Origin of the sequence: Sphingopyxis panaciterrae (assembly GCF_011762125.1) — a bacterium.
Lineage (GTDB): Bacteria > Pseudomonadota > Alphaproteobacteria > Sphingomonadales > Sphingomonadaceae > Sphingopyxis > Sphingopyxis panaciterrae.
The window spans coordinates 232,918-249,115 of the sequence record NZ_JAASQN010000005.1; the positions used below are offsets into that span (position 1 = coordinate 232,918).

The 16,198-nt window shown below is 63.7% G+C and carries 14 protein-coding genes, 1 tRNA gene and 1 pseudogene; 7 read left to right on the forward strand and 9 right to left on the reverse strand.

Annotated features, from left to right (window positions below; genetic code table 11):
• Positions 1–8: 8 nt before the first annotated feature.
• The 3 genes from FHR22_RS17385 to FHR22_RS17395 form a co-directional block, all read right to left on the reverse strand.
• Complete coding sequence (locus FHR22_RS17385; protein ID WP_166944952.1) at positions 9–1,736, reverse strand: arylsulfatase; 1,728 nt, start codon at positions 1,734–1,736, stop codon at positions 9–11.
• 62 nt (positions 1,737–1,798) lie between these two features.
• A complete protein-coding gene (locus FHR22_RS17390; protein ID WP_166944953.1) occupies positions 1,799–4,096 on the reverse strand; it encodes a TonB-dependent receptor in 2,298 nt (765 codons plus the stop codon).
• A 151-nt stretch (positions 4,097–4,247) separates the two neighbouring features.
• Positions 4,248–5,303: a LacI family DNA-binding transcriptional regulator gene (locus FHR22_RS17395; protein WP_166944954.1), complete on the reverse strand. Its 1,056-nt coding sequence runs from the start codon at positions 5,301–5,303 to the stop codon at positions 4,248–4,250.
• Between the two features lie 124 nt (positions 5,304–5,427).
• Here FHR22_RS17395 and FHR22_RS17400 point away from each other — a divergent pair, with 124 nt between their 5' ends.
• A complete protein-coding gene (locus FHR22_RS17400) occupies positions 5,428–6,351 on the forward strand; it encodes a formylglycine-generating enzyme family protein (protein WP_166945089.1) in 924 nt (307 codons plus the stop codon).
• A gap of 193 nt (positions 6,352–6,544) precedes the next feature.
• On the opposite strand, the gene FHR22_RS17405 is transcribed toward FHR22_RS17400, so the two are convergent.
• The 4 genes and pseudogenes from FHR22_RS17405 to FHR22_RS17420 all read right to left on the reverse strand — a co-directional run.
• Positions 6,545–7,165 (reverse strand): hemerythrin domain-containing protein, encoded by a 621-nt coding sequence (locus FHR22_RS17405; RefSeq protein ID WP_166944955.1) that lies wholly within the window; start codon positions 7,163–7,165, stop codon positions 6,545–6,547.
• A gap of 12 nt (positions 7,166–7,177) precedes the next feature.
• Positions 7,178–9,325 (reverse strand): catalase, encoded by a 2,148-nt coding sequence (locus tag FHR22_RS17410; RefSeq protein ID WP_166944956.1) that lies wholly within the window; start codon positions 9,323–9,325, stop codon positions 7,178–7,180.
• A gap of 111 nt (positions 9,326–9,436) precedes the next feature.
• Entirely contained in the window at positions 9,437–9,607 is a 171-nt protein-coding gene (locus FHR22_RS17415) for a GlsB/YeaQ/YmgE family stress response membrane protein (RefSeq protein ID WP_166944957.1), read from the reverse strand.
• 23 nt (positions 9,608–9,630) lie between these two features.
• Positions 9,631–10,030 (reverse strand): annotated as a pseudogene (locus tag FHR22_RS17420) (opacity protein); the annotation flags it as partial.
• A 166-nt stretch (positions 10,031–10,196) separates the two neighbouring features.
• Here FHR22_RS17420 and FHR22_RS17425 point away from each other — a divergent pair.
• Positions 10,197–10,541, forward strand: a complete 345-nt coding sequence (locus tag FHR22_RS17425) for a P-loop NTPase fold protein (protein WP_166944958.1) — start codon at positions 10,197–10,199, stop codon at positions 10,539–10,541.
• Positions 10,542–10,914: 373 nt separating this feature from the next.
• Here FHR22_RS17425 and FHR22_RS17430 read toward each other — a convergent pair.
• A tRNA-Arg gene (locus tag FHR22_RS17430) sits at positions 10,915–10,991 on the reverse strand.
• A 118-nt stretch (positions 10,992–11,109) separates the two neighbouring features.
• Between FHR22_RS17430 and FHR22_RS17435 the strand changes: the two genes are divergently transcribed.
• Positions 11,110–12,168 (forward strand): putative sulfate exporter family transporter, encoded by a 1,059-nt coding sequence (locus FHR22_RS17435; protein ID WP_166944959.1) that lies wholly within the window; start codon positions 11,110–11,112, stop codon positions 12,166–12,168.
• A gap of 30 nt (positions 12,169–12,198) precedes the next feature.
• Here FHR22_RS17435 and FHR22_RS17440 read toward each other — a convergent pair whose 3' ends face one another.
• Entirely contained in the window at positions 12,199–13,050 is an 852-nt protein-coding gene (locus tag FHR22_RS17440) for a zinc-ribbon domain-containing protein (RefSeq protein ID WP_166944960.1), read from the reverse strand.
• A 170-nt stretch (positions 13,051–13,220) separates the two neighbouring features.
• On the opposite strand from FHR22_RS17440, the gene ftsE reads away from it, so the two are divergent.
• From ftsE to FHR22_RS17460, 4 genes are read left to right on the forward strand one after another with little or no spacing between them, the layout of a single operon-like run.
• Positions 13,221–13,952, forward strand: a complete 732-nt coding sequence (gene ftsE / locus FHR22_RS17445; protein ID WP_208417777.1) for a cell division ATP-binding protein FtsE — start codon at positions 13,221–13,223, stop codon at positions 13,950–13,952.
• Positions 13,953–13,966: 14 nt separating this feature from the next.
• Positions 13,967–14,881: a cell division protein FtsX gene (locus FHR22_RS17450; protein ID WP_166944961.1), complete on the forward strand. Its 915-nt coding sequence runs from the start codon at positions 13,967–13,969 to the stop codon at positions 14,879–14,881.
• Positions 14,878–15,408, forward strand: coding sequence for a YdcF family protein (locus tag FHR22_RS17455; protein ID WP_166944962.1), 531 nt, complete (start codon positions 14,878–14,880; stop codon positions 15,406–15,408). Before FHR22_RS17450 ends, FHR22_RS17455 begins: the two co-directional genes overlap by 4 nt.
• Positions 15,409–15,418: 10 nt before the next feature.
• Positions 15,419–16,147: a lysophospholipid acyltransferase family protein gene (locus FHR22_RS17460; protein WP_166944963.1), complete on the forward strand. Its 729-nt coding sequence runs from the start codon at positions 15,419–15,421 to the stop codon at positions 16,145–16,147.
• The last annotated feature ends 51 nt before the right edge of the window (positions 16,148–16,198 follow it).

Sequence of the window (16,198 nt, forward strand, 5' to 3'; positions counted from 1 at the left end):
GCGGCTGGCTAATCCACCGGACGGCGGTCGAACATGTCCGAATAGCGGCACGTCAACGCCGTCGGCTGTGCCAGTTCCCCGGTGCCATATCGGGCCCACTGATCGTCCCACAGCGCCTTCAATTCATTGACCTTCGCCGGATATCGAGCCGCGAGATCGGTGCTTTCGGCAAAGTCGGTTTCGAGGTCGAACAGCTCCCAGCGATCATTGGCATAGGGATGACCGCAATCGTGCATCGCGACCGCCCGCCAGCGGCCGCTGGTGATCGCCCGGTTGCCGCGCAGCTCGAAATACTGGACCTGCCGGCCCGGCGCCTTCCTGCTCTGCACCGACGAAAGGAAAGAGCGCCCCGCGACCGGAATTTGCGTCACCCCATCGACGACGGCATCGAACCACGTATCGGCGGCCTCGAGCAGGGTCGGCGCAATATCGACGACATCGACGAATTGGCGCCGGATGGCCCCCGGGTCGATTACATGGCGCGGCCAGTGAAATATCATCGGCGTGCGGGTGCCGCCCGAATAGGGCCAGAGCTTGTATCGGCGTAGCGGTGTATCGCCGACCATCGCCCACGGCCGCGGATATTCCGCTTGGGTCTTGGCCGTCCCCAGTTCATCGATCCGCGCGCGCTGTTCGGCGGTCGGAATCGTGTTGGCGCGATAAAGGCCGTCGAAAAAGCCGGCCTGCCCCGCCTCGGACGCAGCGCCATTGTCGGAGATCAGGACGATGATGGTGTTGTCGAACAGCGCCTTTTCCCGCAGCGCGTCGAGCAATCGGCCGATCTGTTCGTCGCAATGTTCGATGAAACCCGCGTATACCGCCATATAGCGGGCGAAGACGGCCTTCTCATCGTCGGACAGATCATCCCATGCCCGGTCGCGCGTCTCGCGCGGCGGCATCCGGGTGTTCGCGGGGATCAGGCCCATCCGCTTCATGCGGGTAAAGCGTTCCTCACGGATCGCATCCCAGCCCTTTTCATAAATGGCGTCGTAAGGCGCCGAATATTTGCGCGCGACCTGGATCGGCGAATGTGCCGTGCCAAAGCCAAGGTTCATAAAGAACGGTTTGTCGGCCTTCGCCGCTGCATGATCTTCGATCAGGCGGATCGCCTTGTCGGCCAAGTCCGCCGAGAGATGATAGTCGGCGGGAAAATCGCGCTCGAGATAGAGATCATTCTCGACCAGTTCGGGGCGATATTGGTCGGTCCAGCCCCGCGGGAAACCGTAAAAATAATCGAAGCCGCGTTGCAGCGGCCAGTGTTCCCGGCTGGTGTTCGGCCCCAGTTCGTCCATCGGGATCAAATGCCATTTGCCGACCGCCCAGGTGGCATATCCCTGTTTCTGCAGAACCTGCGCCATATTTTGCGCATTGCCCGGCACGCGGAACAGGCGCGCCATATTGGGGTCTTTTCCCAGCACCGCGGCAACGTCGGGCACGTCTGGCATATTGATCGTGTGGCTGTTGCGCCCCGTCAGCATCGACGCGCGGGTCGAAGCGCACACCGACTTGGTATCGAAATGCACATAACGCAGCCCCGCTGTCGCCAGACTGTCCATTGCCGGGGTGCGGATTTCGGCGCCGAAGCAACCAAGATCGGAATAGCCGACGTCGTCGAGGACGATGGTGATGATATTGGGCCGCGGTCCGCCGCGGCCTGCCGATCGGGCCGCGGCGACGCTGTATAGCGTCGTTGTTGCCAGGAGCGTGGCAACGAAGCCGCGACGGGAAATGTGCATGATCAGGCTCCATTTCGCAGCGGGGATGGCCAGGCCGCCGGCGCCCCCGCTGCCACGATAACTCAGAAGCGGACCGCGCCTTCGACACCGAATGTGCGGAAGGCATCGGGCGTCAGAAGCTGGGTATAGCCCGCTCCCGTCGCCGACGTATCGAGCAAGCCGGTGCCGATGAAGCTGGCGAAATGTTTGTTCGTCAGATTCTTGCCGAATACCGATACGCGATAACGGCCATCCTGCGTTTCGAGTGAAACGCGTCCGTTGAGCAGGCCATAGCCCGGCTGAGCGGTGTTCGGATCGCGATAGCTGAACAGCACCTGCGAACGGTACGTGAACGCCAGATTGGCGCTGCCACGCAGATGATTGCCGATGTCGGCGCCATAATTGGCGTTGATCGAATAAGCCCATTTCGGCGCATTGGTCAGCGCTTCGCCGGTCACATCCTGCCGGTTTCCGGTCAAGCAGCCTTGCGCCGCTGTCTGCCCTGCATAACAGCTGAGGACCAGTCCGCGCACTTCGGTATCGGTATAGGCCAGATTGCCTGTCAGCGTCAGGCCATCGACCGGCCGCAGGATCGCTTCGACTTCGGCGCCTTGCGTGATCAGCTTGCCCGCGTTGGTCAGCTGGAACGACGTCAATACCGCGCTGTAGGTTTGCGCCTGAAAATCGGTGAAGGTTTCATAGAAGCCGGTGACGTTCAGCGTCAGCATCCGGTCGAAGAGGGTCGTGCGTACGCCGCCTTCCCAGTTTTGCGCGATTTCGGGTTTCAGCACCGCGAGACCGGAAGTGACCGTCGGCGCGGTCAGATTGTTCAGCAGGTTGAGCGCCGGCCCCTTATAGCCGCGGGTATAAGTGAAATAAGCCATGACGTCGGGCGAGAATTGATATTGCGCGCCCAGCTTGTAGCTGAAATCGGTGTCCGTGGCCTTCAGCGTCGGCGAGATATAGGCCGGCCCGCCAAGGCTCGGCATCGCCGCGACGGCGCCGGGCAGGATCGTGCGATTGAAATGCGCCACCGACTGGTCCGACGTCAGACGGAAACCGCCGATCAGCGACAATTGTTCGGTGGGATGCGCGGTCAACTGGCCGAACGCGGCGACATTCTTGGTCGTGATGTCGCGGTCGACCTGATTGCCCAGATATTGCCCGGCGGGCAGGTTGACGACCAGATTGCCCTTGACCTGCGTCTGGCTGACCACGTCCTGCCAGAAATAGAACAGGCCAACGACATATTCGATCGGCTCGCCCGCTGGCGACGTCAGACGCAATTCCTGCGTAAACTGCCGCTGTTTCTGGCGGGCATTGTTGACGCTGACGACCGGCAACGACACGCCGTCGGCATCATTATTGTCGAAAACCCGGAATTCGCGGTAGGCCGAAATCGACGTGATCGTCTGCCCACCGAGTTCGGTGTTGATCTCGACCGACGCGCCACCGGTTTTCTGCCGGTTGAAAGACTCACCGTCGATCGTCACTTCGCGGTTCAGCGGCCCGAGCCGCTGGGCCGACAGCAGCGCCGCGCGCGTCTGTCCGTTATAATAGATGGTCGTCGGCAGCACCGAACGCACCGTCGACACGCAGCAGTTGCGGTTGCTCTCACCATAGTCGCCAATGACATAGATCGAGGTCGCATCGCTCGGTTCAAAGAGGAACTTGCCGCGCACGCCCCAACTGTCGGTGTTGTTCAGCTTCTTGGCGTTCAAGGTGTTGGTGATGATGCCGTCCGCCGTCGAACGGAACCCCGACAGGCGAAGCGCCGCGCGCCCCTCGTCGAGCACAAGAGAGCCCGTGCCTTTCAGCCGGACATCGTTGAAGGTGCCATAGCTCGCCGAAGCTTCGAGGCTCGAGTCATAAAGGCTGGGCTTTTCGGTGACGACGTTCAGCGCGCCTGCCGACGAGTTCTTGCCGAACAGCGTTCCCTGCGGTCCGCGAAGCACTTCGATGCGCTGGATATCGTTGAAATCGAAAAAGGACGCCGCCGAACGGCCGATGACAACCCCGTCGATCACGGTCGATACCGAGGGCTCGACGCCGTCTGAGAAATTGAGCGTGCCGATGCCGCGGATCGAAAGCCCCTGCCCGCGCGTGTTGGCGCTGTTGGTGAAGCCGATCGAGGGCGATACTTGCGCCAGTTGCTCGAGGCCGTTGACCCGATTGTCCGACAGCGCGGACGCCGAAAGCACCGAGATCGAGACCGGCACCTTCTGCAAATTCTGTTCGCGCTTTTGCGCCGTCACGATGATTTCGTCGCCCCCGGCGACGTCGGCCGCAACAGCCTCCTCATCCTGTGCCTGAACGATGGCGGGCAACGACATCGCGATTGCGGCGGTACACAGCCAAAGCGCTTTGCGACGATAATTCATTCTGATCCTCCCCCAGATATTTCGACGGTCGTCTCGCGCATCGGCACTGGAGTTCGAACCCTGGTTGCGATTTGGGACAACGTTGTCCTGACCCTCTAACGGCGTGTGAGGCTGGCGTCAACATTGGGCATAAGAGTCGGGGGTAGTTCGCTTAAGGGCAGGGCACCGAAGCGAGCGACTGGCGCATCGTAAGTTCATACGGAACGGTGATCAGCTGAGGCCAGTCGTCCCCAGCCTGTCCACCTTGCGCGATAAGCTTTTGGCCGGCGATTCGGGCAATATCGATCGTCGGCTGGCTGACGGTGGTGATCCGCGGCCAGGTATGTTCGGCGATCGCGAGGCCGCCGAAACCCACCACTGACAGCTGGCCGGGCACATCGATGCCGGCGTCGATCGCCGCGGCGAGAACGCCGGCCGCCATTTCGTCATTCGCCGCGAAAATGGCGGTGGGACGATCGTCCAGCTCCAGCAGTTCCCGCCCCTTTTCCAGTCCCGACGTGAACAGGAAATTGCCCTGACGCACGTCTACATGCACACCGGGCACCTTTGACACAGCGTCGAGCAGGCCGGTCTTGCGGTCGCGCTGTGCGGCATGTTCGGAGGGACCGTCGATAAACCCGATCCTGCGGTGACCATGGGCCAGAATCGCTTCGCCCACCTCGCGCGCGGCGCTTCGGTTATCGATGACCAGACAGAGCGCGCGATCGAGGTCCAGACCCGGGTTGATCCGGGCGAAGGGCATGCCCCGGCTTTCGAGCAGATCGAGAACCCACCGGGTATCGCACAAGGACGGAACAAGGATGACCCCGTCGAGCCGGACAAGGTCGAGGAACCGCTCCAGCGCGGCCGGCCCATCCACATCGTCCGGCACGACACTTTCGATCACCAGATGATATTCGGCCGGGTGACACGCCTGCAACAGCCCGAGTATCACGTCCGCAGCATAGCTTGGCAGACGCCGGTCGGGTTCCGGCGAGCTGACGAACCGGGCGCGCGATCCAATGATCAGACCCAGCGAATGCGCCTTCCCTCCGCGCAGCAGGCGCGCCGCGCGGTTGGGCTTATAGTCGAGCTCGCGCATCGCATCTTCGACCTTGTGCCGAAGCGCCTCCGCCACCGTTGGCGCTCCATTCAGCACCCGGGAAACGGTCTTGAACGATACGCCCGCGCGCTTGGCGATGTCGATGATCGTAACAGACCGCTTCAAAAATCCTCCCGTTGTCGTGTCAGATAAGCTACCGGCACCACGATAGACGGCAGCGGATGCAAATCAAATGGAAGAGATAAGGCAGGTGGCCGAAGCGATCGGTTCCGCCGACTCACCTCGCGACATGCGCTTCGTTCCGGGTGGTGCGTTCACCATGGGATCGAAGCACTTCTACCCCGAGGAAGCACCGCTCCGCGAAGTGCGAGTCGATCCCTTCTGGATCGACTCCACCCCCGTCACCAACGCCGCCTTCGCGCATTTCGTCGACGCGACCGGCTATGTCACCGTCGCGGAAATTCCTCCCGACCCGAAGCATTATCCCGGATTGCTGCCCGGCATGGATCGCCCCGGCTCGCTCGTTTTTCACAAAGCCGATCGCCCCGTCGATCTTGGCAATCCCGGCAATTGGTGGCGCTTCGAATTCGGCGCCGACTGGCGCCACCCCGCCGGCCCCCACAGCGCGATAGAGGGGCGGGAAGATCATCCCGTCGTCCACATCGCCTATGCCGATGCCGCAGCTTATGCCGATTGGGCCGGCAAGGCGCTCCCTACCGAGGCGGAATGGGAATATGCCGCGCGCGGCGGCCTCGACGGTGCCGACTATGCGTGGGGCGACGAACTCGCGCCGGGCGGAGCGATGCTCGCAAACTATTGGCAAGGCCTGTTCCCTTTCGCCAATCAGTGCCTCGACGGCTGGGAAGGAACCTCGCCGGTCGGCAGTTTTCCTGCCAACGGTTTCGGCCTGTACGACATGATCGGGAACGTCTGGGAATGGACGCAGGACTGGTGGTCAGAACGTGCCGCCACGGAGGCAAAAGGCAAAAAACCCTGCTGCACGATAGACAATCCGCGTGGCGTGCATCTGCGGCATAGCTATGATCCGGATCAGCCCGACATTCGTATCGGCCGCAAGGTTTTGAAGGGTGGATCATATTTGTGCGCAGCTAATTATTGCCAGCGCTACCGCCCCGCCGCCCGACATCCGGAGGCGGTGGACAGTTCAACTGGTCATATCGGATTCAGATGCGTCAAGCGTGCCCGCGAGTGAGCGAACCCGAAATCGGATATTCGATCGGCAGCGCGTTAGTTGACAGATCTGGCCGATTGAGAATGACCGCTCCCGGGAACCGCTATGAGGAAAGCTGCCGCTCGCGAGAGATGCACCGCGTCATCGGGGTCACGTCCTGAAAATAGCGCCCGTTCCATGAAATGCCCGGCAGATGATGTCGTTCGGCGCGAGCCTAGTCTTTCAGCTTGATCTTCTTTTCGATCTTCGCGGCCGACTTCTCCGCCTTCTTGCGCCGATTGAATATTTTTCGCATGTAGCGCACGTCGCCCGCGCCGAGATTTTTCTCCGCGGCGACAAACTGTTCCTGTTCTTCCTCGCGGATGTGGTGGAGATATTCCTCCTTCGCCGAGGCGAACCGCTTGAGCCAGCCCGACGATCCCATGTCGCGCGCGGCAAGATCGGCAAACAGCTCGTCGATCTCCTTATGCTCGGCGATGGCGTGGCGAGCGAAGTCCGTCGTCGCGGGGTTGCGCAGCACCGTCGACCACAGCGCCTGTTCCTCAGCCGCGGCATGCGCCTGCACGTCGAGCGCCAGCTCGCGAAACAGCTTTTGCCGTTCGGGCGACTTGCCCTGGGTTTCCTCGATCATCGCGAACAGCGCGCGGTGCCGGTCGTGATCCTCGACCAGCCGGCCGAAGATGTCGGGATCGCCGCGGAACGTCGTCGCCGGCGTACCGCCGATGCGGGCCGCGATATCGGGTGCCAGCGCCTTCGCCTCCGCCACGGCGTCCCGTTTCGCCTTTTTTGCGGATTTCGCCGTCGCGGCGGGCTTGCTTTTCGTCCGGGTTGCCATTGGCCTTCTCCCTTACGCCAGATCGCGGACTTTGGGCTCGCGCGCCCAATGGCGTCGCGTACCGGTCCCGGTGAACTGGTCGAGCGGCACCACACCATCGTCGGGTTCGATATTCGCCTTGCCCAGAAGCAGCTTGGTGGCCTCGTCGTGCGCGATGGTCTTGCAATGACCGAAGGCATCCATGAACCACTGCACCGCGGCGCCGTCGCTCGCGAGTTTGGCGGCCTGTTCGTCCGTCAGTACCGAAGCGACCGCATCGAACAGCACCGAGGGCGAGCCCGCGAGCTGGCCATCGGCCTTGAGTGTGCCACCCTTGACCTTGATACCGCCAACCTTTGGCGCCACGAGGAAGGCGGTGCCGCCGGCGCCTTCGATGTCGCCTTTCAGCTTGTCGATCGCCGCCTTGTCCGACCCCTCGGCAAAGAGGATCGCCACCTTGCGGCCCTCCATCATGTCGTCGGCGTTCTTCTGGATCGACAGCGCGTCGGAGGGGCTGAGATCGACCGGCGCGCGCGCGGCCTTTTCCTTGGCGGGCAGCTCGATCGCGAGACCTTCGGCGACGCGCTTCGCGAGGTCTTCGTCGATATTACGCAACTGTCCGACAACGCGGGCGCGGACATGGTCAAGCCCCACCTTCGACAGCTCGAACACCAGCGCCGAGGCGATATGCGCCTGCTCATTCTCGGTCTGCGACCGATAGAACATTCGCGCCTGACTGAAATGATCGGCGAACAGCTCGGCGCGGATGCGCAGCTTCTGGCCGGGGTCGTTGCGCTCGTCGTTGGCGGTGAAGGTCGCGAATCCCGTCGCGACGCTCGCGCGCGGACCGCCATTCTCGCCCGCCTCGGCAAGGCTGTTGGGCTCATAGTTCGCGCGTCCTGTCGGAACCAGCGTCTGCATCATCCCGTCGCGCTGGAAATTATGGAACGGGCATTTCGGCGCGTTGATCGGAATCTGGTGGAAGTTGGTCGTCCCCAGCCGCGACTTCTGCGTGTCGAGATAGGAAAAGAGCCGACCCTGCAGCAGCGGATCGTTGGTGAAATCGATACCGGGGATGATGTTGGTCGGCAGGAAAGCGGCTTGCTCGGTCTCGGCAAAGAAATTGTCGACGTTGCGGTTGAGCGTCATGCGCCCGATGATCTCGACCGGAATATCCTCCTCGGGGATCAGCTTGGTCGCATCGAGCACGTCATAGGGCTGCTCCGCCGCGAATGCTTCGTCGAACAGCTGCACGCCGAGGTCCCACGCCGGGAAATCGCCCGCGTCGATCGCCTCGAACAGGTCACGGCGGAGGAAGTCGGGGTCCGCGCCGGCGATCTTGACCGCCTCGTCCCATGTCGTCGACTGGATGCCCAATACCGGCTTCCAGTGGAATTTGACGAATTTGCCGTCGCCCTTTTCGTTGACGAAGCGGAAGGTGTGGACGCCAAAGCCCTCGATCATCCGGAAGCTGCGCGGGATCGCGCGGTCGGACATCGCCCACATGATCATGTGCATGGACTCGGGCATCAGGCCGATGAAGTCCCAGAAGGTGTCGTGCGCGCTCGCCGCCTGTGGATAGCCCCGATCGGCCTCCATCTTGACGCTGTGGACGAGGTCAGGGAATTTCATCCCGTCCTGGATGAAAAAGACCGGGATATTGTTGCCGACGAGGTCCCAGTTGCCGCTGTCGGTATATAGCTTGACCGCAAAACCGCGCACATCGCGCGGGGTGTCGACCGACCCCGCGCCACCGGCGACGGTCGAAAAGCGAACGAACACAGGGCAGCTCGCGCCTTCCTTCTGGAAGATCGACGCCTTGGTAAGGCCGGGGATCGCCTTGGTACATTCGAACACGCCATGTGCGCCCGATCCGCGCGCGTGGACGATGCGCTCGGGAATACGCTCATGGTCGAAATGGAAGATTTTCTCGCGAAGGACGAAGTCCTCGATCAAGGTCGGACCACGATGGCCAGCGCGGAGCGAATTCTGATTATCCGAGATGCGATGGCCGAAATTGTCGGTCAAATGGGCACCGTCGCCGGCCGCACCCTTCGCGACATTCTGATGAAGCTCACCACCGTTACCACTTGAGTTCTCGATGTCGGGCGCACCGATACCTGGCGGATGATCCTGAAGGGAATTTTCGGCAGCGGGGGACGATGTTGACACTTTGGTCATGAGCCTCTCCTTTCGCGAAACGCGACAATTCTACAATCCCTAGCTCGACATACGGTTGCCTCGGGCAGCGGCGGTCGGCACGGTCTTGGCCTGCCTGCACCGCCGCCATCATCAACGAACCGAGTTTCTCCGGACCAGGTTGACGATCGCCAGCAGGATCAGCGCGCCGACGATGCCGACGATGATGTTCAGGACGATGCCCTGTTGCCCGTCGGTCCGCATGACGATGCTGGCAAGCCAGCCGATGATGCCACCGACGACGAGAAGAATGACGATGCCCATGATATTATCCTTTGCTGACAGGATCAGAAGTGGACGATGACGCCGGCCATCGGACGGAGGCTGTCGAAGTCATAGGTGTTCATCTGGAGCCGGAGACGGACGCCGCTGTTGCTGGTGACACCGCCAAGGCCGATATCCTTGGGACCGACCTCGACGCCCAGCCCGTAGATCCAGTCCTTCTGGTCGCCGAACCCGCGTTTGCCGTTGACCCATTGATAGCCCGCCGAGGCGGCCCTTGACGCCATATTCCCAGTCGATGTCGCCGAACCCCTTGGTGGCATTACCCTCGCCCCCCACGAAGGCGGCCCCGAGCGGGATGTTGATCCCGGCAACGCCGCTGATCAGCGCGCCGTTCATCTTGCCGTGTATCGGCGACGCTCCAAATTCGCTGTCGCGATCGAACGAATGATGGCCGCCAGTGAGCTTATCGCAATCCAGTGGGGCGAGCGCTCCTTTTATATTAACACCGACTTACGGCGAGCACTGAACCGCGCCATCGGCCGAGCACATACAGAAGGAGCTGATAGCCCGCCGCTCGTCACGGCAGTCGACCTTCTTGCAGCCTTGTTTCTCGACCCAAGTCGCAAGGATGGGCCGGGGGTCGGGCAAATCGACGCTGCTCGCCGCCCTTCGCCGAGAAATCACAGAGCAGACGCGCGAAGAGCAGGATCTTATCCGGGCGGGCCGAAATGACGACGATCCTGAAACGCGCCGCGTCGCCGGCGTGCTCCAGGTCGAGCTCAATGCTTGGAGTTTTGCCGATAGCGAAAATCTCTGGGCGTCGCTGACCTCAGACATCTTCGAGCAGATCGCTGCGGGCGGGTGTCAGCGCAGGCACGAACCGCCTTCCGTTCTTCAGCCTTGTGATCTTCCGGCAGGCCGCCAACGAACTGAAGGCGCTTGGTTACAAGTGCGCATTCGCATGGATCGCTAAGCCAGCATCGGCAACAACCAAAGCTAAGCGGAAACCCAAAGCTCAACCCGCGACGGCTGCGGCCGCTTAACCGACCGACATCGGGCGCAAAGCTGCCATTTCCGAGCATGCGCAGCTCAAGCAATCGGCGAGCATGCTTGGCAACAGTCGGTGTGTTTGGGAGCATTTTCGAAGAAGGCAGGAGCCGATCCCGAAAGCCTTCAGAAAACTGCTAAGGCATTGAAATTATAGACCAGCGCTTCGATTCGATCAGCAAAGGGACGAATTCAGCGCTTAGCGGGCTTGCACAACGAACAAGATGCTTACTTGGCAAAATCCGAGCGTTAGCACCCCTATCCGGAGACCTATCAAATATTTGAAATATAACGAAAAATGGCGCACCCGAAGGGATTCGAACCCCTGGCCTCTGCCTTCGGAGGGCAGCGCTCTATCCAGCTGAGCTACGGGTGCCGGTAGAGCGCGGCCTCTAGCAAGCCAATGGCGCGCCAGCAATGGTCTATCGACCATGGGCCGACGATGTGCGAAGCCGCGCATCGGGATGAGGTCGAGAGGCAGACCGGGAGCGCGCGTGAAGATATCCGACCAAAGCTGGCCGATGGCGGCCGATCTCTATGGCGAGATGCAACTCGAGGCGCATCCGCCGGCACGCCACCGGTGGCGCGACTATCTGCCCGGCGTGCTCGCCACTGCGATCGCGGCGCTCGCTGCAGCGTGGCTCGCCGACCATTATGCCGCGCCGATCGTGCTGATGGGACTGCTCATCGGGCTGGCCCTCAGCTTTTTGTCGCAGGATACGCGCACCCACGCCGGGCTCGACCTGATGTCGCAGACCGCGCTGCGCGTCGGCATCGTCCTCGTCGGCGCGCGGATCACCGCGCAGCAGCTCGCCGAGCTGGGGCCGCTGCCTTTCGTGCTGCTGGTCGGCATCATGCTCGCGGTGATTATCGTCACCGTCACGAGTGCGCGGCTGTTTGCGCAGGATCGCCACGCAGCGCTGCTCGCGGGCGGCGCGACCGCGATCTGCGGTGCGTCGGCGGCGCTCGCGCTTTATTCGCTGATCGGCGACAAGCGCGTCGACCAGGCACGCTTCACGCTGACCCTGGTCGGCATTACGGTGGCGAGCGCGCTGGCGATGACGCTCTATCCGGTGCTCGCGGCGCAGTTGGGGCTGACCGATGCGCAGGCGGGTTTCCTGATCGGCGCGTCGATTCATGACGTCGCGCAGGCGATCGGCGGCGGCTTTTCTTTTTCGGCGCCAGCGGGCGAGGTCGCGACGATCGTCAAGCTGACGCGGGTCGCGCTGCTCGCCCCGATGCTGATGCTGGTCGCGCTGTGGCTCAGCCGCGGCGGCGAAGCCGGCGCGATGCGCATCCCGCTGCGCCTGCCCTGGTTCATTGTCGGCTTCCTGGCCATCGCGGCGGTCAACTCGCTGGTCGCGATTCCCAAGCCGGTGCAGGGCGCGGCAGCGACCGGGGCGCAGGCGCTGTTGCTGCTGGCGATCGTCGCGACCGCGATGAAAGCGCGGCTCCACCTGCTGCTCGATCAGGGATGGCGCAGCTTCGCACCGATCATCGTCGCGACGCTGACCAGCTTCCTGCTATCGCTTGCCGCCGCGCTCAGCCTGTGACACCGTGACGTCAGGCTAACCCCTTGGTTTTCAGCCTTTCGGCAGCGCCCAGCTGACCGTCAGCTGCGTCGCACGGCGCGGGATGTCGAGCTTTGCCTCGCTGAAATTGACCTTTTCATTGGGCGGCAGCATCCGCACGGGCGGCTTGATCGTCCAGCTGTAGACGATCGTTCCCTGCGCATCACGCAGCTCGGCGAGGATCGGCGGGACACGCTGTTCGCGGTCGGTCGGGTTGATGATCACCCCGGACGCGGCGAAATAGATGGTGCCGTCGGCCAGCTCGCGATGATCCTGGTTCGGCGGCAGTTCGATGACGAGATCGGGTTCGTCCGCCATACCCGCGATGCCCAGTCCCTGCGCCCAGCTCGGCAATCCGAACCAGTAGAGCGCACCGGTCGCGGCGACCATCAGCACTGCGGCGCAAGCGGCGATGAGCGTCCAGCGCTTCGCCGGATTGCGACGCGGACGGCGGAAGGGAAGCGGCGCATCGCTTGCGGCCGCCACCGGGGCCGGCCGCGGCGCGGGTTCGCGCGCCGCAGCGGCAAAAGCCTCGGGCGGGGGCGAGGGTGACGGCGGCGGTTCGGCGGGGGATGCCGGCGCAACAGGCGAAGGCGCAGCAGGCGGTACCGCGGCGGCCGGCACGACAGGCGCAGGCACCGCAGGGGCCGGCACAGCAGGGGCAGGTACGCGCGCGGCCTCCGCCACCGGCACGCCGGACGGCGGCGGGGCGTTCGAAACCGGCGGCGCCACCGTCGCGGCGGCGGCAGGCTCCTGAAACCAGCTGTGACGGCAATTGGCGCAGCGCACGGTGCGGCCATTGGGTCCGATCGCCGTATCGGGAACGACGTAACGCGTATGGCAGGACGGACAGGCGAGGATCATGGGGTTCCTCTAAACACGCTGATTCGCGGCGTTGCAAGCGCCGCGTCGCGACATCGGCCTCACTCGCCGCTTTACGTCGCCCGGCTGCCGTGTAACAGGCAGCGCATGAGCGCCGCCGCGCCCCCGTCCCGGAACCCGATGAGCGCGCGACCGCGCGCATGCGTGACGCCATGACGGATGCGCTGAGCCCACGCCCCGGCGGCGCGATGGTCGAATTCAACGGCGTCGGGCTGCGCTATGGCCCCGATGCCGAAGTCCTCGCCGACATCAGCTTCAACCTGCAGCCGGGCAGCTTTTATTTCCTGACCGGTCCATCGGGGGCGGGCAAGACGTCGCTGCTCAAGATGCTCTATCTCGCGCAGCGGCCGAGCCGCGGCATCGTGCGGCTGTTCGGCGAGGATCTGGTGGCGATGCCGCGTCACCGCCTGCCCGGCTTTCGCCGCCGCATCGGCGTCGTCTTCCAGGATTTCCGCCTGATCTCGCATTTGTCGGCGCGCGACAATATCGCGCTGCCGCTGCGCATCGCGGGGGTGAGCGAAGAGGATCTGTCGGGACCGGTCGGCGAGATGCTGAGCTGGATCGGGCTTGACGAGCGTGCCGAGGCGCGCCCGGCGACGCTGTCGGGCGGCGAGCAGCAACGCGTCGCGATCGCGCGCGCGGTGATCGCGCGCCCGCAATTGCTCATCGCCGACGAACCGACGGGTAACGTCGATCCCGAAATGGCGATGCGGCTGCTGGGGTTGTTCGAGGCGCTGAACCGGCTCGGCACCACGGTCGTCGTCGCGACCCACGACGTCCACCTGATCAGCCGGATCGACAATGCGCAGATGATGCGGCTCGAAAAGGGGCGGCTCGCCGACCCGACCGGGGCGCTGCGCTATCCCCCGGCGAACCGGATATAGAGCGTGATGAGCCGATGATCATTCCGCGCGTCCCCGTCCAGCATCGCCGCCTGCTTCCCGACCATCGATTGTCGGGGCCAACCCCGTGGGTCATCGCGATCTTGATGATGCTGACCTTGCTCGCCGCAGCGGCCGGCGTGGGGCTCGCGCGGTCGGCGAACGCCATCGGCGCCGCGATCGCCGGGCGGGTGACGGTGCAGATCGTCACCGCCAACCCGGTCGTCCGCGCCGAGCAGGCCGCGGCACTGCGCCGCCGCGCCGCCGCCCAGTCGTTCGTCCGCTCGGCGCGCAGCGTCGATCAGCAGGAATTGCGGGCGACGCTCGGCCAATGGTTCGGCAGCGAAGAGGGCGGCGGGGGCGACGACCCGGTACTCAAATCGCTTCCCCTGCCCGCGCTCGTCGATATCGATTTCGTCGGCGAGGACCGCGCCGGGCACATGCAGGCGCTGCGGACGCTGGTCGCCGAAGAAGCGCCCGGTGCGCGCATCATTCCGCACGCCGAATGGCTGGGGCCCGTTGCGCAGCTCATCCGCTCGCTCGCGTGGGTCGCGGGCGCGCTGGTGGTGCTGATGACGCTGGCAAGCGCCGCTGTGGTGATCATGACCGCACGCGCCGCGCTCGGCACCCATTATGCGACGATCGAGATGCTGCACCTGATCGGCGCCACCGACCGCCAGATCACCCGGCTGTTCCAGCGCCGCATCGCGATCGACACCGCTTACGGCATCGCGCTCGGCAGCGTTGTCGCGGCGGCGATCCTGCTGCTGATCGGCTGGCAATGGTCGGGTGTGACATCGGGGCTCGCCGCGACCGCTTCGCTCGGCCCGACAGGCTGGGCGCTCTTGCTGGCCCTGCCGCTATTGGCTATCGCGCTTGCAGCCCTGACGGCGCGCCAGACGCTGCTCGCCGCGCTCAAGAAGATTTTATGATCAAGCGCCTGATTTCCGTTATTTTCCTTGTCTGGGTGCTCGGCTTTGCATGGTTTGCGCTGCTGCTGCCGCTGCCCGCGGGATCGCAAAAGACCGACGCGATCGTCGTGCTGACCGGCGGCCCCGGGCGCATCGACCGCGCGCTTGAGCGGCTCGAGGCGGGCGATGCCAAGCGCTTGCTGATCAGCGGCGTCGCGCGCGAGGTGAAACCGAAGGAACTCGCCGCCGAATATAAACGGCCACAGACGCTGTTCGACTGTTGCATCGCGCTGGGGTTCGAGGCGGAGGATACGCGGTCGAACGCGACCGAGGTGGCGACCTGGGCCCAACGCCGCAAATATAAGAGCATCCGGCTGATCACCACCGACTGGCACATGCGCCGCGCCGAATATGAAATCGGCCGCGCGGTCGGCGACAAGGTCGCGATCCTGCCCGACGCGGTGCGCAGCCAGCCCAATTTCGCCACCCTGTTTCGCGAATATCATAAATATCTCGCGGGACTGGCGGGCGGGCTTCTGGGACTGTAAACGCGCGCCGATGCGTTACACCATCGCCCTTTTCCGCTCGATCCTGTTCTGGCTGCTGTTCGTGCTGATAAGCAGCTTCAGTTCCATCGGCGCGGTGATATCGCTGCCGGTCTCGCACAAGGCGACGATCTGGTTCGTGCGTATCTGGGCGCAGTTCCACCGGCTGATCTGCCGCTTCGTGCTCGGCCACAAGATCGTCGTCGAGGGCGAGATGCCCGACATTCCCGTCCTCTATGTCTTCAAGCATGAAGGCGCGTTCGAGACGATCGAACAGCCGGGGCTGTTCAGGCATCCTGCGGTGTTCGCGAAAGAACAGCTGTTCAACATCCCCGTCTGGGGCCAGGCCGCGCGCTTCTATGGCCTGATCCCCGTCGACCGCGACGGCGGCGGCAAGGCGATGCGCGCGATGCTCGGCGCCGCCAAGGCCGCGCTTGCAAAAGACCGGCCGCTGGTGCTGTTCGCCGAAGGCACGCGCATTCCGCACGGGATGGCACCGCCGCTGCGTTCGGGCTTTGCCGGCATCTACCGCCTGCTCGGCGTGCCGGTGATCCCGGTCGCGGTGAACAGCGGCATCGCCTATCCGCCGCGGCGCTGGGTCAAATGGTCAGGTACGATCACCTACAAGGTTGGCGAAACGATCCCCGCCGGACTGCCGCGCGAGGAAGCCGAAGAGCGCGTCTGGCGCGCGATCAATGCACTGAACCCGCCCGAAGCGCTGCTGAGAGATCACGTGGAATAAAAGCCGTCGCCCCCGCGCAGGCGGGGGCCGTTATCGGTTTACGCGGCATCG